Here is a 20,312-nt window from a genome sequence, read left to right as displayed (position 1 = left end):
TTACTTTTTGGTAGACCCATTTTCATGATCAATACATCGCCATTGCTGAACTACGTTACAAGCCATCATGATATTAAAGCCATTAATCAATGGCGAACGGATGTAGAAAAGCAATTGCAGGATTCATATGAAAATGGGCAATCTATTCGAGAAGTCATTAAAGCGCGCTCAGACCTCGTTGATGAAGCACTGATCTTTTTATGGAAACATGCTGAACTTGATCAAACAGGGCTAGGTCTTTTTGCTGTGGGTGGTTATGGGCGCCGTGAAATGTTGCCCTATTCCGATGTTGATATCATGATTTTATCGGAACATGAAATTAACGAAGAAAATGAAAAACATATCTCTACTTTTATTTCTTCATTATGGGACGTTGGAAACTTTAAACCCGGCATTAGCGTTCGCACCATTCAAAGCTGTGTTGAACAAGCTGCTACCGATTTAACTGTTGCAACTACACTTATTGAAGCTCGTTTAATTACCGGTAATAGTCAACTTGCAAAATGGCCACGTCGTATTGTTTCACAAACGTGGACAGACAAAACATTTTTTGATGCAAAAATGGCTGAACAAGCTAAGCGTTACCACCAACACAACAACACTGAAAGCAATTTAGAACCCGACATTAAAAATGCACCTGGCGGTATTCGTGATATTAACCAGATTGGCTGGATTGCTAAGCGTCATTTCCGCGTAAACCGTATTTATGACTTAGTTCATTTAGGTTTTATTTCAGAATTTGAATTAAATGTTTTAGAAGAAGCTGAAAGCTTTCTTTGGGAAATTCGTCATCATTTACATCGCCTAGCGAAGCGTGATGAAAACCGTCTTCTGTTCGATCATCAAAGAGAAATTGCGGCTCAATTTGGTTACGCTCGTCAAGAAGGTCAGCCTGTAAACTACGGTGTCGAGCAGTTCATGAAACGCTACTACCGTACGGCTCAACAGGTTTCAACACTCAATGAAATGTTATTGGCCTACTTTAGCGAATCAGTTATTACTCCGCGCTTACCAAATTACGAACGTAAAATTGAAGTCGTTAATGACCACTTTAAGATTGTCGACAATAAACTTGCCGTACAGCACCACAAAATCTTCGCAGAACATCCAAGTGCTATTTTAGAACTATTCTATATTTTGGCTAATCGACCAGATATTGAAGGTATTCGCGCTCGTACTTTACGCTTACTTATTCTTGCTGCAAAACGTATTAACCAAAATTTTCGAGATAACCCTGAGCATCAAGCACTATTTATGTCGATTATTCGCTCACCTTATCGTCTATACGATACTTTGGTAGCGATGAAACGATATGGTGTTTTAGGAAACTATATTCCAGCCTTTGGTCAAATTATGGGTCTTATGCAATATGACCTATTCCATATCTATACAGTTGATGCTCACACATTATTATTACTGCGCAATTTAAACCGTTTTAAAGAACCTGAATTTGCCAAAGAATTCCCTGTTGTAAGCTCAGTTTTCCAACGTCTCGCTCGTCAAGATATTGTATTTATAGCTGCATTATTTCATGACATTGCCAAAGGTCGCGGTGGAGACCATAGTGAACTTGGTGCAGAAGACGCGATCGAGTTTGGACGTGCGCACGGTTTTACAGAGCGTGAATGTAAATTAATTGCATGGCTCATCCACAACCATTTGCTCATGTCGCTAACAGCTCAGAAAAAGGATATTTCCGATCCGGATGTTGTTAAAGATTTTGCCGAAAAACTTGGCGATATGGAACATCTTGATTATTTATATACCTTAACAGTTGCAGATATTAATGCGACAAATCCAAAACTGTGGAATACATGGCGTGCCTCGCTTATGCGTCAACTTTATACGCATGCCCGTGATGTCATTCGTACAGGTTTAAGTCGTCCTGTTGACTATCAAATGCTGATTGAAGACACCAAATTTGCAGCAAGCGAATTACTGGTAAATAACTTCTCATTGGCAGACGTTGAAAAAGTATGGCAAGAACTGGGCGATGAATACTTCATTAAAGAATCGGCAGATGAAATTGCATGGCACACTCAAGCAATTTTGAAACACGGCGATAATCCAGAGCCATTAGTACTATTACGTGCTCACCGTAAAGCTGCCCAAGATGCCGTGCAGATCTTTATATATACGCGCGACCAACCCAACCTTTTTGCAACGACTGTGGCAGTTTTAGACCGCATGAACTTAGACGTTCAGGATGCAAAAATTATCACAGCAAGTACCGCATTTAGTTTAGACACCTATGTGGTGCTGGATCGCTTTGGTACATTGCTAACCGACCCCGAACGCGAAGAAACGGTTAAAACTGCATTAGTGAAGGCGCTTAGTCAGCCAGATCAATATCCGGGACTTATGCAACGCCGTATTCCACGTCAACTACGTCACTTCGATATTGAAAATACAGTTGACGTAACATTGAATGAAGCGTTACAGCAAAATATGGTTGAAATTTCAACACTTGATCACCCCGGCCTACTTGCACGAGTAGGTGGCTTATTTATGATGCAAGGTTTAGACATCCATTCAGCTAGAATTGCAACTTTAGGTGAACGTGCAGAAGATATTTTCTTTGTCACGAAAAAAGATGGAAAACCGTTAAATAACGAAGAGGTCAAACTCTTCTCGGAAAAGCTTAAAGCTGCATTAGATGAAGCATCTAATCAAATTTGTCAGCACTGAAACTCAACTACTTGGTAACTGTTTAATGAACTCTAGCTTGTCGTTATTGCACCCCTATCCATTTGAAAAGTTAAACCAGCTTTTTAAGGATACTACTCCTGCTAACCTTCCCTTGATTCCTCTATCAATTGGTGAACCAAAGCATCCAGCACCAGAGTTTGTTAAACAGGCAATTATTGACAACTTCAATCATCTATCAACTTATCCAAATAGTAAAGGCTTACCTGAGCTTCGCCAAAGTATTGCAGACTGGTTAAATAAGCGCTTTAAACTTAACAGCATTAGTGCTGAAAACCACATTTTGCCAGTGTCTGGTACGCGTGAAGGGATTTTCTCATTTGTTCAGGCGCTCATTAACCGTGAAGACGTTCCGTATGTGGTAATGCCGAATCCGTTTTATCAAATTTACGAAGGCGCCGCTCTACTTGCCGGTGCAAAACCATACTTCATTAATTGTACCGAAGAAAATGGTTACTTAGGCGATTTTGATGCTGTACCCGCAGAAGTCTGGGAAAAAACTGCCCTTCTTTTTGTATGTACGCCGGGCAACCCGACTGGCACTGTGCTTTCTAAAGAACAATTCAAAAAGTTAATTGCCTTATCTGATCAATATAATTTTGTTATTGCTTCTGACGAATGTTATTCAGAGCTTTGGTTCGAGCAAGCACCTACAGGTTTATTGGAAGTTTGTGCAGAACTTGGTCGTGATGACTATAAAAACTGTGTCGTATTTCATTCACTTTCTAAACGCTCAAACTTACCGGGTTTACGCTCAGGTTTTGTAGCGGGTGATGCAGAATTATTAAAACCATATTTGCAGTACCGTACTTATCATGGTGCAGCAATGCCTGTTCAACATCAACTTGCATCAATTGCGGCATGGAATGATGAAAACCATGTTGAAGAAAACCGTAAACAATACCGTGCAAAATTTGACTTGTTTCAATCTGAACTAGGCCATCTACTACCATTACAAAAGCCAGATGCTGGTTTTTACTATTGGTTGAAGGTAGACAATGATGAAACTTTTGCCAAGCTGTTAATGGAAAAAGCTCATATTAAAGTTTTACCGGGTCGTTATTTATCTCGTGATACAGATCAAGGTAACCCAGGGGAAAATCATGTACGTATGGCTTTAGTCGCCGATTTAGCACAGTGTGAAGAAGTGGTTAAACGTTTAAAAGCAATTCTTTAAGCATATAATAAGGTGTATAGCCTTCATAGTTATTTAGCATGAAGGCTATACAACCGAAATTAACTATAAATAACGAGTAAAATTGCAAAACATATAAAAGCCAGACTAGAACAATAATATAAGCCTATCGCTGAACGTTTAATCAGTTCTAGAACTCGATTTTGAAGTAATAGCCGAACCAACAGTAAGTTCCAACCAAGTACAACTCCAGTCATCCACGTACTCATCAGTAATTTTTGAACTAAACTAAATTGATGCTGAATAAGCAACATCAAGCTACTATAAAACATAATATTTTTGGGATTAAGTAGACTAGATTGTATTCCCAACATTAAGCTCTTAACTTTATCCGAATGTTGGTGCTCCTGATCAATCAATTCATTTTTTTCAGTAGCAAAAGTTAAGTTACTAGACCGAGCAGCCTTAAAACAAAGAAAGCTCAAATAAACCAAATACCCAGACCCAAGCCATTTAAGTACTAAAAGAATGGTCGTACTCAAATTTCCAAGCAACATAAATCCGAACATACAAGCCATCAAAATCAAGGCATTACCAAACGCAATTCCAGCAATAATGCCATATGTATATCGAGAACCTTTTTGTAAAAGGCTGGTGAGAATAAGGAAAAAATCTGGTCCCGGAGATAACAGCGCTAAAAAGTGAGTAAAGGCGATAACTAAAAAAACTTCCATAACGATTTCATCTTTAAAACTGTATGGAATAGCTTAAAAATAAAGAAAAATAATTTATTGTAAATTATTGCGCGGCTGCGAGTTGGAACTGACGAGGAGTAATTCCTGTATGCGCTTTGAAAGCTTTATGAAAATGGCTCTGATCACTGAAGCCTAAATTTACTGCCAACTCCACAAGCGAAATCCCTTGTTTTAATTGAGCTCTGGCTTGATTAATCTTTAAATTAATTTGAAATGCGTGAGGCGTTAAGCCAACATTAGCTTTAAAGAGACGAATAATTGCGTATCGACTAAGACCTACCCGCTGTGCAAGCTCTTCTAGAGAAATAAATCGTTCGGATGATTTGATAATATGAATTAAGTCCAAGAAGTCTTTATACAAATATTGAGTTTTCTGTATTTCTTCTAATATAAAATGAGGTAGTAACAACTGAGTAAGGCAATAGATAAGCGACTGTTCTTTTCCAAGAATCAATTTTTCAGGATCAAACAAACTTTTATTCATACCAGAAAAAGCCTGATATAAAGACTCATCTTTAATAATGAGAGGTCTATGTTGGGGTAAATTTAAATCAAAGCCCTCTTTTTGAAATTCGGCATACCATTGATTAAGCCAAGATATATCCAGATGCAGCATCTGGTAACTCCAAGCCTGATCAGGTAATGGATTACAAGAATGTTCTATGTGGGCAGGTACAATGACTAAGGTACCAGCAGAAATCTTTTGTGCTGTACCAAATGAACTTTGAAAAACGCTATTCCCTTCATCTATAGCTCCAATAGAAAATGTTGGATGACTATGAGACTTATAACATGTTCGACTAAAACAAGATCTTCTGGCTTCAACATAAGGCATTCGCCCATCTTGCCAAAACTCAAATGCTTGAGGAATAGCGTTCATTTAATTTATTAACTTGCTAATGCTTTTTCAATATCAGCTTCTAATGCTTCTGGTTTAGTCGTAGGAGCATAGCGATTAAGCACTGCGCCATCTCTCCCTACCAAAAATTTAGTAAAGTTCCATTTAATAGTACTACTGCCTAAAATGCCTTTAGCTTCACGCGTCAAATATCTAAAAATCACGTGGGCTTCTGGTCCTTTTACATCTACTTTTGCAAACATCGGGAATTTCACCCCATAGTTGCGTTGGCAGAACGTACCGATTTCTTTATTGTTACCCGGATCTTGCCCGCCAAACTGGTTGCAGGGAAACCCTAAAACTTCCAAGCCCTGATCTTTATATTTCTCATAAAGTTTTTCAAGGCCAGCAAATTGTGGTGTAAAACCACATTTACTTGCAGTATTTACAATTAGTAAAACTTTACCTTTGTAATCAGCTAATTGCTTAACTTCACCCTCTAACAGTTCAGCTTCAAACTGATAAATATTACTCATGGATAGGTTTCCTCATCATTTTTTTCTTGTGATTTAAGTTGTAATGATGCCGAGTTTACACAATAGCGCAAACCAGTCGGCTGTGGTCCATCTTCAAAAACATGCCCTAAATGGGCTTCGCAATCATGACAAACTATTTCTGTTCTGACCATACCATGCGATAAATCATCATGTTCTTCAATTGCAGTTGGCTCTATCGGTTTAAAGAAGCTAGGCCAACCACAACCACTGTCATATTTAGTGTCTGATGAGAACAATTCTGCACCGCAGCAACGGCAGACATAGGTACCATGTTGCTTCGTATTCCAGTATTGCCCCGTAAATGCTGGTTCAGTACCCTTTTGTCGTGTGATCCGATATTCTTCTGGTGATAACTCTCTTTGCCATTCCCGGTCTGTTTTATTGACTTTTCCCATGACATGCACCTTTTATTCTGATGTAAACATAAATCGTGTTTTATATTTACGCCATTCATCAAAAAAACACTAGTCTCTGAACGTAAAATTTGTTGGATTTTAAACATCTAAGTACTAGAAAGCAAAAAGTAAGCAAAATTTAAAATCAAAAGTAAGCAAATTTATATTTTATTTTCTTTCAAGGAAGCAAAGATGGTGCTATTCTTGTTTGGCACGGTTGTATAGGACAAAACATGTCTCAGAAAAAAAGTGTGCTTTTCCAGCAACTATTACCAGTTATCAAACAGTATCAGCAATCGGGCTTTACCCATGAAAAAATTGTTGAATTACTAAAAGATCAACACGATCTGAATTTGGTAACAGTTAAAACATTTAAAAGTTATTTATACCGATATGCAAAAGTGAATCCAGCTATGTCTAAAAATATTGCTACCCTCCAATCTATGCCAACTTCTCGAGAAATAAAGAAATCATCGAAGCTTGAGCATGTTTGTTATGACATTCGCGGACCAGTATTACGAGCCGCCAATGAAATGGAAGAGCAAGGACATAAAATCATCAAGCTAAATATCGGCAACCCTGCTCCATTTGGTTTTGAAGCCCCACAAGAAATTATTAATGACGTTGCTTTAAACCTACCAAATGCGATTGGTTATGTTGACTCAAAAGGTATCTTTCCAGCACGTAAAGCTATTTGCCAATATTACCAACAAAAAGGCATCCTAAATATGCACGTGAATGACGTGTATATTGGTAATGGTGTGTCTGAACTTATTGTAATGGCGATGCAAGGCTTGCTTGATGATGGCGACGAAATGTTGATTCCAATGCCGGATTATCCGCTTTGGACAGCAGCTGTTAATCTTTCAGGTGGTACAGCAATTCACTATAAATGTGATGAAGAAAATAGCTGGTATCCAGATATTGCTGACATTGAAAGCAAGATTACATCGAATACTCGCGGTATTGTCATCATTAACCCAAACAACCCTACTGGTTCAGTCTATCCACGCCATATTCTTGAACAAATTGTAGTGCTGGCAAAAAAATATGATCTAATTTTATTTGCTGATGAAATTTACGACAAAATTATTTATGACGGCATTGAACATGTTTCAGTAGCCTCATTAGCTGGCGACCAGCTTTGCGTATCTTTTAATGGTTTATCAAAAGCTTATCGTATTGCAGGTTTCCGTTCAGGCTGGATGGCAATTACCGGAGATAAAAGCCGTGCTGCTGACTATATCGAAGGTTTAGATATGTTGGCGTCAATGCGCCTATGTGCAAACGTTCAAGCTCAATATGCGATTCAAACTGCTTTAGGCGGTTATCAATCAATTAATGACCTGATTCGTCCAGGTGGTCGTTTGTACGAACAGCGTAATATTGCTTGGGAAATGCTAAATGAAATTCCTGGTGTAAGCTGTGTAAAACCAGATGGAGCAATGTACTGCTTCCCTCGCCTCGATCCAAACATCTATCCAATTGAAGATGATGAAAAATTAATGCTTGATTTGTTACGTGCAGAGAAAGTGTTACTGGTACAAGGTACGGGCTTTAATTGGCCAACTCCAGATCATTTCCGTGTGGTTTTCTTACCGGCCGAAAATGAATTACGAGAGGCAATCACTCGTTTAGGTCGTTTCTTAGCCAATCGTCGTTAAAAAAATGCATATCAAAAAAGGCATCTTAAATTGGATGCCTTTTTGATAATTTTATTTAACTAATTTAAAAAAAGAATAATTACAAACACTTCCACGCTTTCATTTTTCCCAAAATAAAACATTGAATTTAAATAACTTCTATTAAAAATTTAATTTATTTAATCTTTAAATTCTGTTTAACAATTTATTTCTATATTTTTTACCATACGTTTAAATTTGTGCGTAATTTCACATTTCGCCCAATCTTCATTATGCAAAAAATGCATGGATCAATATTTTTTTGCATTTCACACTGCTTCAAAATCGAGCAACAATCCCCCTCCATAACAACATCACCATATTCGATTCGGTTAAAACAGATACAGGTATCTAGGAAGATAAAATCGGTAGAACGACCGGACTGAACTAACAAGGAAAGCTTTCAATCATTCAAATCCCATCAAAGAATGATTGAATCAAATGGATAGAGGTTCATATGAAGCAAAAGAAATTGCTCAAGTATATTGTTATTGCTATTTTACTTGGCGTACTGACAGGTTGGATTTGTCACCACTTCTTCAATGAGGGCGAACAACTCAAACAGATCGCTTCTTATTTCAGCATCGGCACAGACATCTTTTTACGCCTCATCAAAATGATTATTGCTCCATTGGTATTTGCCACAATTGTTTCAGGCATTGTATCAATGGGGAAATCTACATCAATTGGTAGTATCACACTCAAGTCAATGACTTGGTTCATTACTGCTTCGTTTGTATCGCTTGCTATCGGAATGGGTTTAGCAAACTTTTTCCAACCTGGTGCAGCTCTAGATTTAGCACTACCAACAGCTCAACAACTTAGTGGCGCTTCTCTCCCAGCGACCACTGGCTTTACGCTGCAATCATTCTTAAGTCATGTGTTTCCACGCAGTATTGCAGAAGCAATGGCAAATAACGATATTTTACAAGTACTTGTTTTCTCAATTTTCTTTGGTTCGGCACTCGCTTTTGTAAATCAAGGCAACGAGAAAGGGTCTGTTATTGTTCGTTTGACTGAAGAACTTAGCAAGATCATGTTCCGTATTACTGATTACGTCATGATGTTTGCACCTTTTGCAGTATTTGCTGCAATCGCTTCAGCAATTACAGTACAAGGTTTAGGCTTGATTGTTGACTACGGCATTTTAATCGCTGAGTTCTATTTCGGTCTTCTGCTACTTTGGATCATTTTGTTCTCTGTTGGTGCAATCGTACTTAAAAAAGATATTTTCCGCTTAGGTAAACTCATTCGTGAACCTGTAACTCTTGCTTTTGCTACAGCTTCAAGTGAATCTGCCTACCCTAAAGTAATGGATGCACTCAATAAATTTGGTGTACCTAAAAAGGTGACTAGCTTTGTATTACCGTTGGGTTATTCATTTAACCTAGATGGTTCAATGATGTACACCACGTTTGCGGTACTCTTTATTGCTCAAGCTTACAACATCGATCTTAGCTTCACTCAACAAATCTTAATTCTGCTAACTCTAATGGTAACAAGTAAAGGTATTGCAGGTGTATCACGAGCTTCAATTGTAGTTATTTCAGCAACACTCACCATGTTCCATTTACCTGAAGCTGGCATTCTTTTATTGCTTGGTATCGATCAGTTCCTTGACATGGGTCGTACTGCCACAAACGTAGTAGGCAACAGTATTGCTACCGCTGTTGTTGCTAAGCTTGAAGGCGAAAAAGTAGCAGATACTGAAGAGTTACCAGAACCTGTATTAATTAAATCAACTCAAGAACAAACAACCGCTTAAGTTTCTCTTTTCTCCCACTCTCCCAACTTAAGAGCAATTTTATATGACCTTATAAAATTGCTCTTCTTTTTATTCTAAAATTAAACAATAAAAATTTATGTGTATTTCCATATTAAATAATGAACTAAATAATGTATTTTCACTCCTATTAAATTTCCTTAAAATAAACCTTAAAAAGAGAATAAAAACCACCCAAACAGAATCTATATTCTTAGAAATAAACATCAATTGATTAATTTTTAATTCATTTCATTACTAATTAATTATATTAAACTATTGAAATTACTATTTAGTTCAACTATCAAAAAATCCATATAATTTTATTAATAAATAATATTATATATAATCAATAACATATAAATACCAAATGGTAAATAAAACTATGTCAAACCCATTATTTTTAAATTTTATAATAGTGATAAAATTATTTACCTCCTTTATGTTAAAAACATAAAAAAATAAGATAAATTAGAAAAACTTAATAGATTTTTTATTTTATTCATGATATTTATTAACGCTAAATAAAGGCAATGACTAAGCAATTGTTGATGAAACAAAATGCTATTCAGGGATGCTTCTTATTCAAACAAGTTACGAATATGTTTTACATGGTATGTGTTTTGCTTAGGAAAAGCTGACATATTCGACAAACTTTTTTTACTTTCGTCACTTCATAAGGATATTTTCGATGTTGACTAAAACTGTTAAATCTTTAGGTTTAGCGATGGGCTTATTGGCCTGCTCTCTCCCACTTTACGCAAAAAATAATGTAGTTGTTGTAGCCACTGGCGGTACTATCGCGGGTGCTGGCGCAAGCTCAGCAAACAGTGCAACCTATACTGCTGCAAAAGTTCCAGTTGATGCCTTAATTAATGCTGTTCCACAAATCAAAGATTTGGCGAATGTCACCGGTATTCAAGCATTACAAATCGCTTCTGAGAGTATTACTGATAAGGAATTATTGGAAATTGCTCGTCAAGTAAATGAACTGGTAAAAAAACCATCTGTTAATGGTGTCGTGATTACTCACGGTACAGATACTTTAGAAGAAACAGCGTTTTTCTTAAATCTAGTTGTTCACACTGATAAACCTATTGTACTTGTTGGTTCAATGCGTCCTTCAACTGCCCTTTCAGCAGACGGACCACTTAACCTTTATAGCGCAGTTGCTTTAGCTGCTTCTGATGATGCAAAAAATAAAGGCGTTATGGTTCTTATGAACGACTCTATTTTTGCAGCGCGTGATGTCACTAAAGGCATTAACATTCATACAAATGCTTTTGTTAGCCAATGGGGCGCTTTAGGTACGTTAGTTGAAGGCAAGCCATACTGGTTCAGACAATCTGTAAAACGTTTTACAAATGCTTCAGAATTTAATATTGAAAATATTAAAGGCGATGCACTTCCAACTGTACAGATCGTTTATGGTTCAGACTCTATGCTTCCAGATGCATATGAAGCGTATGCAAAAGCAGGCGCTAAAGCGATTATTAATGCAGGTACTGGTAACGGTTCTGTACCAAAATATATCGTACCAACTTTACAAAATCTTCACGACAAGAACGGTATTCAAATTATCCGCTCATCACGTGTTCCACAAGGTTTTGTATTACGTGATGCAGAACAACCTGACTCTAAATATGGTTGGGTAGCAGCACATGACTTAAACCCTCAAAAAGCGCGTATTCTTGCTGCATTAGCTCTTACTAAGACTAATGACGTTAAAGAAATTCAACGTATGTTCTGGCAGTACTAAGTTTTTCAACCAGCTCAAACCTTGGTGTTTGAGCTGGTCATATTTTATAAAAATAATGTCTTTTATATTAAAACTGTACAATAGATGTTCAACTCATTCTTCTTAAATAATAAAATCCTTAACAGTTTGCCAAAATATTAACCATTTCCTTTTAACTTTGCGTGTTAAACTATGCTTCGGTCGCATTAAGGATTGGTTTATGCAGTTTGTTCATCTAGGTATTTATACAGAATTTTCGATTACAGAGTCGATAGTTCGCATACCTGACTTGGTCAATGCTGCGGTTAAAGACCAAATGCCTGCGTTGGCATTAACTGACCTCTCTAATCTCCATGCGGCAGTAAAGTTTTATAATTCTTGTTTAAAAAAAGGCATTAAGCCTCTTTTAGGTAGCACAATTCGCCTTGATGATGCTCAACACCGTGCAACCTTACTTGCAATGAGTGATGTCGGGTGGAAAAGTCTAACCGAAATTGTTTCACGCGGTTTTATTGAAGGACAACAGCTCAGTATTCCATGTGTACAAAAAGAATGGATACTTGAACAGCATCAAGATATTATCGTTTTACTTGGTCAGCATAGTGATGTTGGTCAGATGCTTTGCTCATCTAACCCGCAAAAAGCAGCTCCCCTTTTAGAAGCATGGCTCGAAAAATTTGGTAACCGTGTTTATCTTGCTTTAACACGTACCGACCGTCCCGGTGAAGAAGACTTTATTCAAGAAGCAACTAAGCTTGCTGCACAATATAATATTGGTGTAGTTGCACATAATGATGTGCACTTTGTAGAAAAAGAAGATTTCGAAGCACACGAAGCACGTGTTTGCATCGCTGATGGTTATGTACTAGCAGATAATCGCCGTCCACGCATATATAGTCCTGAGCAGCACTTTAAAACCTCAGATGAAATGATCGAATTGTTTTCCGATATTCCTAGTGCTATCGAGAACACCTATCATATTGCTAAACGTTGCAACGTTAAACTGCAACTCGGTACTTACTTTTTACCTGACTATCCAATTCCAGATGGTTTTACCATCGACACTTATTTTGAACATTTATCTAAAGTGGGCTTGGAAGAACGCTTAAATTATCTTTACCCTGTTGAAAAACGTGGCGAAGACTGGCCTGAGATTCGTAAGCCTTACGATGAACGAATTGATTATGAAGTTGGTATTATCCTGAAAATGGGTTTCCCTGGATACTTCCTCATCGTCATGGACTTTATTCGATGGGCAAAAAGTAATGGTGTTCCTGTCGGGCCAGGTCGCGGTTCAGGTGCAGGTTCATTAGTCGCCTATAGCTTAGAAATTACTGACCTTGACCCTCTTCGTTACGATCTGCTCTTCGAACGTTTCTTGAACCCAGAACGTGTATCGATGCCTGACTTTGACGTCGATTTCTGTATTGCCGGACGTGACCGCGTTATTGATTACGTATCGCGTACTTATGGTCGCGAAGCCGTTTCACAAATTGCAACTTTCGGAACCATGGCAGCAAAAGGTGCAATCCGTGATGTTGCACGTGTATTGGGTAAATCTTACGGTTTAGCTGACCGTATTTCAAAAATGGTACCTACCAAACCGCTCGGTGTGGATTTAGCCACCGCCATTGATATGGAACCTCAGCTTAAAGATATTGTGACCAATCCATCTAACCCAGATAACGACGATGCAAGCGAAATCTGGGAAATGGCATTAAAGTTAGAAGGTATAACCCGAAATACTGGTAAACATGCCGGAGGTGTAGTTATTGCACCAGGTAAAATTACCGATTTCTCGGCTGTACTTTGTGATGCAGATGGAACAAACCGTGTTGCTCAATATGATAAAGACGATGTAGAAGCAGCGGGTCTGGTCAAGTTCGACTTTTTGGGTTTACGTAACTTAACCGTTATTGAAGACGCGATTCAAAATATTAATAAAAACCGCGACAGTAATGATCAACTCAATATCTTGCATGTTCCTCTAGACGACGCTAAAGCCTATTCTGTCTTTGCCGATGCAAATACGACAGCGGTATTCCAGTTTGAATCCGTCGGTATGAAACGGATGCTTAAAGAGGCACGTCCAAGCAAATTTGAAGAAATTATTGCGTTCGTATCCTTGTATCGTCCGGGTCCAATGGATCTGATTCCTGACTTTATTCACCGTATGCATGGTGGAGATTTTGAATATCTCCATCCTCTTTTAGAAGGTGTATTAGAACCAACTTACGGGATTATGGTTTATCAGGAACAGGTGATGCAGACTGCACAGATCTGTGCAGGTTATACGTTAGGTGGCGCAGACTTATTACGCCGTGCAATGGGTAAAAAGAAACCCGAGGAAATGGTCAAACAGCGCCAAATCTTCTTAGAAGGTGCTGCTGAAAAAGGGATTGACGAAAGTACAGCAAACCATATCTTTGACTATATGGAAAAGTTTGCAGGCTATGGTTTTAACAAATCTCACGCGGCTGCTTATGCCCTAGTTGCCTATCATACTGCATGGTTAAAAGCTCATTATCCTGCTGAGTTTATGGCAGCGGTAATGACATCGGAAATGCAAAACACGGACAGTGTTGTATTTTTGATTGATGACTGTCGAAACAATAATCTTGAAGTCTTACCACCATCAGTCAACATGTCGACTTATCACTTCCATGCAAGTAACGATAAAACGATTGTTTACGGTTTAGGTGCAATTAAAGGCGTCGGCGAACAAGCAATGCAGTCAGTTATTGACTCTCGTCGACAATTTGGTCCTTATACAGATTTATTCGATTTTTGCCATCGTATTGATTTGAAGAAAATCAATAAGCGTACTCTTGAAGCTTTAATTCGCGCGGGTGCACTCGATTGCTTAGGAATTGAACGTGCAAGCTTAATGGCACAATTGCCTGAAGCTGTTCAAGCCGCTGAACAAGCTCGAAGTAACCGTGAAAGTGGAATTATGGATTTATTTGGTGAGGTTGAAGAAGTTCAACGCAAGCCAGCTAAACCAGTAAAACCATGGAGTGACGAAGTTCGTCTCAAAGGCGAAAAAGATACGCTTGGTTTATATTTAACGGGTCATCCAATTGATGTTTACCGACAAGAACTCAAAGCTTTTATTCCTGTAAAACTAAACGAAATTACTGCGACGCGTCGTGGTGTTACAACGGTTTATGCAGGTTTGGTCATTGATGTCGCAAACTTCCCGAACCGTGTGGTTATTGTACTTGATGATGGTACGGCACGTATTGAAGTCAGCTGTAACCATGAACGTTTCCAACGTTTTAAAGATATTGTGCAAGTTGAACGTGTTGTAGTTTTCGAAGGCGAAATCTATGAGCGAGAAGGCTTTGATCGTCCAATGGGACGTTTAACCAAGGCTTTCACATTAAATGAAATAAGACAAAAACGTGCTAACAGTATTCAAATCAAATTAACAGAAGAGTTCATGCAGCCAACATTGGCAAAAGATCTGCAAAACATGATCTTGCCATTTTGCAATGTAGATATGCATCAACATATCACTCTACAATTACAGATTGATCAACCCTATGCTCAAGCCGAACTTCAGCTTGGTCCGCAATGGAAAGTCGCTCCTCTAGATGAATTACTTGCTAAACTCAGAGATTATTTTGGTAAAGATAATATTTATATTGAATATCAAGTAAAGTCGAAAGCAGCTAAAGCAGCAGACCCTGTTCGTCCACATGCTGTTGCCCCTCCTCCTGCGGGTATGTCTATGGACGATGCATTGGATTTATACCAAAGCGAAGTTTCTCAATATTCGTAATTTCTGGAAATCTTATGAGTTCGTTTGACCACACCACCGTGTCAAAACAATTAGCACAAGTGCGTATTGTCATGGTAAATACGACTTTACCTGCCAATATTGGTAGTGCTTTACGTGCCATGAAAACAATGGGACTAATTAAATTAGTTCTCGTAGCACCAAAAACATATCCTCATCCAGATATACAAGCACTTGCCGCTGGTGCCCAAGATTTATTTGAATATCTTGAGATTGTAGATACCTTAGAAGATGCGATTAAAGATTGTCATTTAGTATTTGGAACAAGTGCTCGTAGTCGCACCATTCCTTGGCCTTTACTGGATGTGAGACCTGCAGCTAAAGAAGCTATTAAGGCAACATCTCAAGGACAACAAATTGCTATTGTTTTTGGCCGTGAAGACCGTGGCTTAACAAACGAAGAATTAGCACTGGCAAATTATCATTTAACGATTCCTGTCAATCCGGACTATGGCGTGTTAAATGTTGCGCAAGCGATTCAAGTTGTATGTTACGAACTTCGCATGTCTACTCTCGAGCAAGAGCAAGTCGATCAGAATGTAGATGAAATGCCATTAGTTCAAGGCCAAAGCATGCAATGGGATGAACCTTTGGTGACTCAGCAACAAATGGAAGAGTTTTATCCTCATCTAGAAAAAATGCTGACTGAAATCGAATTTTTAGATCCAGAAAATCCACGTTTATTACCTTTACGCTTGCGTCGTTTATTTGGTCGTATACAATTAGATCGTATGGAATATCATTTACTTCGCGGTATTTTTAGTCGCGTACAAGCTTTAACAAGTGGTAAATGGAAAAAAGCATTATCTGACAAGGAGGATCAACCCAATGCTTAAGCAGCTTAAAGAAGATATAAAAGCTGTATTTGCGCGAGATCCTGCTGCCCGCAATACACTCGAAGTTCTTACCACCTACCCTGGCATTCATGCAATTATGATGCATCGTGTCGCGCATGAATTATGGCAAAAAGATTGTAAAGGTGCGGCACGCCTACTTTCTTCATTTAGCCGTTTTGCAACAGGTATTGAAATTCATCCAGGCGCTAAAATTGGTAAGCGTTTTTTTATTGATCATGGCATGGGTGTTGTGATTGGTGAAACTGCTGAAATTGGCGACGATGTAACGCTTTATCATGGTGTTACCTTAGGTGGTACAACATGGAAGACCGGCAAACGTCACCCAACTTTAGAAGATGGCGTGGTGGTTGGTGCGGGTGCGAAAATTTTGGGTCCATTTACTGTAGGTAAAGGTGCCAAAGTCGGTTCGAATGCTGTAGTGACCAAAGCTGTTCCTGCTGGAGTAACTGCTGTAGGAAACCCTGCTCGCTATATCTATAAAGATGCCGACAAAACTAAAGATAAAGATGAAGAACGTCGCCGCGATTATGCACAAAGTATTGGTTTTGCCCCATATGCGACAACTGCTGATCAGTCGGACCCTATTTTAGAAGGTATGCGCGTTTTGCTCGATCGTATTCAACACAATGAAACACGTATGAATAATTTATGTCAGCGTTTATCAGAGCTAGACCCTAGTTTCAAAAAAGAAAGTCAAGATGAACAACCTTTTAGTGATGAAGAGCTAAAAATTCTTGAAGAAGTGCGTCGTGAATGTGGTGCACAAAACAAGATATCAAAAACGTAATATTCTTGATTCATAATGTAACACGCTTACCCTTGCATGTCGGTTTAGCTTTTTCTAGACTTGTCACTACCAAATCTGACTTTACTAAAATGAACGGAAGATCCTATGAATTTTAAGCCTTTGGCATATATCATCCTTGCGACTTCAAGTTTAACAGCTTGTACAATGGCACCTGTAAAACAACAAAAAATTGAGCCTTTTGTTTTCAAGGAACCAGAGCTTACTCCTCCTTTTTATGCGTTAAATCCTTTTAACTACGATCAACCGCCAGCATTTGAAGTTGCCTTAAAAGATGCTGCTGCACAGCCAGTAACCAAAATGGTCGTTAATCGTCAAGATGACCCGACTAAACAGCTTACTCTCGACGTCAACAAACTGATTGTTCCGACTGTAAATAATTCACAGCGTTCAATGAAATACGCAGTTTTAGCTGGTGAAAATGAAATTGATGTTACAAGTATTGACGACTTTTTACAGTTAGTAGAAGGCAAAGCTCGTCACTACCCACCTCGCTTTACTGATCGCCAAGAACGTAAAGGTTTCGAAAGTAAACTTAAAGAAGTAACACAACAACTTGATACACTTGCTGCAAACCCAAATGCATCATTTGATATTTTGCTTCGTGCTTTCAAAGCAAGTGTTCTTGCGCGTAATCTTGATTTAGGTACCGTTCATACCACTAGATCTTTAGAATATGCTCAAAGACTTTTAAAAATTAGCCCAGATGATGCAGAAACGAACTTCTGGTTTGGTTTCGGTTTATCTGAAGGTGGTGGTCAACGTGAAGCCATTCCTTACTTAGATAAAGCCATTAAAGGTAATGTTCAAGAAGCGTATCTAGCTGCTGCAAATAACTATATTGCAATGGAGCAAAAGAAAAACGCGATTCAGACACTTAAAAATTATAAAGTGAAATATCCAGATGAATCGGAAATTGCTGATCGTTTAATTCAAGAAATTGAAAAACAAGGTCGTTGGAATGTATGGCAAGTTTTGACTAACCCTGCAATGTCTGCAACTACAACACCAAGTGCAACATCTAAAAAATAAGCTTAGTGCTTCAAAAAGGGCTGTTTTGACAGCCCTTTTTTGTATTTGATCATTTGAAAATTACTTTAAAATTTGTATGATCTACCTACCATTGAGCCACTATATTTTGACCCTAATGTTTTCAATAAAAAGAAACAAAACACTGTTGACGGTCATGCTACTCGGTTCAATTCTGAGTGGATGTCAGGTCGTAAATGTTAAACAACAAGCTTTAAATGTAACCATTGCAAATGAACGCAATAGTATTCTTACGCAAGATAAACTCAGCGAAGCAAGCCTGAATGTTTTATCTATGTCAGGTCAGGAAGCTAAAGTTTGTACAGACACCCCTGAAACCTGTGTAAATCAACTCAAAAACCTTCCTCAAATTTTAGATGAACAATTTTTATCTGCTGCAAGCGAGATGTACCTGGCAAAAGCAATGGCCTTATCAGATACCTCTGACTGCAAAGTAAGTAGATTTACCAAACATAAATCTGAAGAAGAACAAAAAAGTATCCAGAATAGTTATGATAACTGCGTAGACCAGCAATTGAATTTATTAGATAAAAGTATTCGTTATAGCTATGCTTATCTTTTTGCAACGAAACGCTTACCTGCCGACCGTATTTTTGATAATAGACAAGTTCAAATTCGCGACTTCTATAATCAAGCAATTGCCAAAATGGTCAGTGTTTATGATTTAAGGCACCCCAAGAAAAATGTGGTTGAACCACAAATTCACATTGGTAAAAGTGTTTACACAATTGACTTTGAGTTTCATAGACAGTTAACAGGTCAAAAATTAGAAAAATTAATTTCAAGTTATAACTTAAATTTTTCAGGGTTAAGAACTATTAACCGCCGTGATGGTTTTGGCTCTGAATTTGTGGCTGTTTTCCCGAGTTCAGGAAGCGAAGATATTAATGAATATATTCTAGACCCGCTTAAATACAATTATAAAAATGGTGTAAATCCAAATATTCATCATGCACGTTATTTGGCTGCAACTATTGTCGCTGAACCAAAACATGCGACCACTGTTGAAGAAATTATTAATAATCCTGAATTCATAATTCGAGTTTATGACCCATATCGGACAGATAATATCAAGGTAGCTGGTAAACAATATCCTCTGGCTGCTAACTTTTCAGCGCCTTATGGTCTATGGCTGGCCGAAAATAACTTAGGTGTGGCAGCTTATTTAAGCCTGATTGACCGCGATCAGCATTTAACTATGCCGCACCTCTACATGCTTGAACCGTATAATCCAAATAAGAAAATTATTGTGTTAGTCCATGGTTTGGCAAGTAGCCCTGAAGCTTGGATTGCACTCACCAATGATGTTATGGGTGACACGGTTTTACGAGACAATTACCAAGTTTGGCAAGTCTTCTATTCAACCAATATGCCAATTTTGGAAAGCCGTTTCCAAACTTATGCCCTTCTTAAACAAGCTTTTGGTTCTTTGAACCCAAATGACCCTGCTGCACATAATGCTGTTCTTGTGGGCCATAGTATGGGAGGTATTATTAGTCGGTTACTGGTCAGTGATGGTGATATTACTAAGCCTGCTTTAGATTTGATGACGATTCGTCAGCAAAACCGTTTCAAGAAACATCCAATGGTTACTGAGCGATTGCAAATGCATTCAATCAATAATTTTGATCGTGCAATTTTCTTAGCTTCTCCTCATCGAGGTACAGATTATGCCGATCGTTGGTTTACGTTAGCTGCACGTAAAATTATTCGCCTACCAGGTGCATTTTTATCAGCTGTAGCAACGTCTCTCACCACTGAAAATTTAGATGTTAAAGATTTCTTGGGTAATATTGATAATGGTTTGATTCAAAATGGTCCAAGTGACTTAAGTCATCAGTCCAAATTTATGGAACTTACAGAAAATATTAACCCGCACCAGGGGTTAGTCTTCCACTCTATTATGGGGAATATCACCAAGAGCGATGATCCAAATGTGATTACTGATGGTATTGTTCCTTATAAAAGTGCTCATTTAGAAGGTGCCAAGTCTGAGAAAGTTCTTCCGGGTGGTCATTCAATCCAGCTCACTCCACAAGCGGTACTAGAACTGCGTCGTATTTTACGAGAGCATTTAGTCGAACACGGTTTATATAAACCATAAAATAAAAAGAGCCAAAGGTTGTCCTTTGGCTCTTTCGTTTTGAAATTAAATTTTATTGCCCAGAACGGATGATGTAATCAAACGCAGAGAGTGATGCTTTAGCACCTTCACCTGTAGCAATAATGA

14 protein-coding genes are annotated in these 20,312 nt (G+C 38.2%); 10 read left to right on the top strand and 4 right to left on the bottom strand.

Annotated elements, in window-relative coordinates:
* Nucleotides 1–24: 24 nt before the first annotated feature.
* Nucleotides 25–2,688 carry a [protein-PII] uridylyltransferase gene (gene glnD / locus ACT53H_RS06850; protein ID WP_476008912.1) on the top strand — a complete coding sequence of 888 codons (2,664 nt, stop codon included), beginning with the start codon at nt 25–27 and terminating at the stop codon, nt 2,686–2,688.
* A gap of 25 nt (nt 2,689–2,713) precedes the next feature.
* Entirely contained in the window at nt 2,714–3,883 is a 1,170-nt protein-coding gene (gene dapC / locus ACT53H_RS06845; protein WP_476009113.1) for a succinyldiaminopimelate transaminase, read from the top strand.
* Between the two features lie 59 nt (nt 3,884–3,942).
* On the opposite strand, the gene ACT53H_RS06840 is transcribed toward dapC, so the two are convergent.
* The 4 genes from ACT53H_RS06840 to msrB all read right to left on the bottom strand — a co-directional run bounded on the left by ACT53H_RS06840 (nt 3,943) and on the right by msrB (nt 6,386).
* The gene (locus ACT53H_RS06840) at nt 3,943–4,575 is read right to left on the bottom strand and encodes a LysE family translocator (RefSeq protein ID WP_476008911.1); all 633 of its coding nucleotides are present in this window, start codon (nt 4,573–4,575) and stop codon (nt 3,943–3,945) included.
* 64 nt (nt 4,576–4,639) lie between these two features.
* Nucleotides 4,640–5,476, bottom strand: coding sequence for an AraC family transcriptional regulator (locus tag ACT53H_RS06835; protein ID WP_238611130.1), 837 nt, complete (start codon nt 5,474–5,476; stop codon nt 4,640–4,642).
* 8 nt (nt 5,477–5,484) lie between these two features.
* Nucleotides 5,485–5,970: a glutathione peroxidase gene (locus ACT53H_RS06830; RefSeq protein ID WP_003651303.1), complete on the bottom strand. Its 486-nt coding sequence runs from the start codon at nt 5,968–5,970 to the stop codon at nt 5,485–5,487.
* A complete protein-coding gene (msrB, locus tag ACT53H_RS06825; protein WP_004792889.1) occupies nt 5,967–6,386 on the bottom strand; it encodes a peptide-methionine (R)-S-oxide reductase MsrB in 420 nt (139 codons plus the stop codon). Before msrB ends, ACT53H_RS06830 begins: the two co-directional genes overlap by 4 nt.
* A gap of 233 nt (nt 6,387–6,619) precedes the next feature.
* Between msrB and ACT53H_RS06820 the strand changes: the two genes are divergently transcribed.
* The 8 genes from ACT53H_RS06820 (at nt 6,620) to ACT53H_RS06785 (ending at nt 20,186) form a co-directional block, all read left to right on the top strand.
* On the top strand, nt 6,620–8,050 hold the full coding sequence (locus ACT53H_RS06820; RefSeq protein ID WP_476008910.1) for a pyridoxal phosphate-dependent aminotransferase: 1,431 nt from the start codon (nt 6,620–6,622) through the stop codon (nt 8,048–8,050).
* A gap of 475 nt (nt 8,051–8,525) precedes the next feature.
* Nucleotides 8,526–9,833 carry a dicarboxylate/amino acid:cation symporter gene (locus ACT53H_RS06815; protein WP_174732717.1) on the top strand — a complete coding sequence of 436 codons (1,308 nt, stop codon included), beginning with the start codon at nt 8,526–8,528 and terminating at the stop codon, nt 9,831–9,833.
* Between the two features lie 688 nt (nt 9,834–10,521).
* On the top strand, nt 10,522–11,589 hold the full coding sequence (locus tag ACT53H_RS06810) for a type II asparaginase (RefSeq protein ID WP_004792894.1): 1,068 nt from the start codon (nt 10,522–10,524) through the stop codon (nt 11,587–11,589).
* Nucleotides 11,590–11,788: 199 nt separating this feature from the next.
* Nucleotides 11,789–15,352 (top strand): DNA polymerase III subunit alpha, encoded by a 3,564-nt coding sequence (gene dnaE / locus ACT53H_RS06805; RefSeq protein ID WP_151962633.1) that lies wholly within the window; start codon nt 11,789–11,791, stop codon nt 15,350–15,352.
* A gap of 14 nt (nt 15,353–15,366) precedes the next feature.
* Nucleotides 15,367–16,206: an RNA methyltransferase gene (locus ACT53H_RS06800; RefSeq protein WP_476008909.1), complete on the top strand. Its 840-nt coding sequence runs from the start codon at nt 15,367–15,369 to the stop codon at nt 16,204–16,206.
* Nucleotides 16,199–17,014 (top strand): serine O-acetyltransferase, encoded by an 816-nt coding sequence (gene cysE / locus ACT53H_RS06795; protein ID WP_151962632.1) that lies wholly within the window; start codon nt 16,199–16,201, stop codon nt 17,012–17,014. The genes ACT53H_RS06800 and cysE overlap by 8 nt, the downstream gene beginning before the upstream one ends.
* Nucleotides 17,015–17,119: 105 nt before the next feature.
* Nucleotides 17,120–18,064, top strand: a complete 945-nt coding sequence (locus tag ACT53H_RS06790; protein WP_312822520.1) for an ABUW_2363 family tetratricopeptide repeat lipoprotein — start codon at nt 17,120–17,122, stop codon at nt 18,062–18,064.
* Nucleotides 18,065–18,179: 115 nt separating this feature from the next.
* Nucleotides 18,180–20,186 (top strand): esterase/lipase family protein, encoded by a 2,007-nt coding sequence (locus tag ACT53H_RS06785; RefSeq protein WP_476008908.1) that lies wholly within the window; start codon nt 18,180–18,182, stop codon nt 20,184–20,186.
* The last annotated feature ends 126 nt before the right edge of the window (nt 20,187–20,312 follow it).

Source organism: Acinetobacter sp. DMC2 (assembly GCF_056314305.1).
The sequence above is the reverse complement of the archived record's forward strand: the minus strand, read 5'-3'. Positions and strand labels throughout refer to the sequence as shown.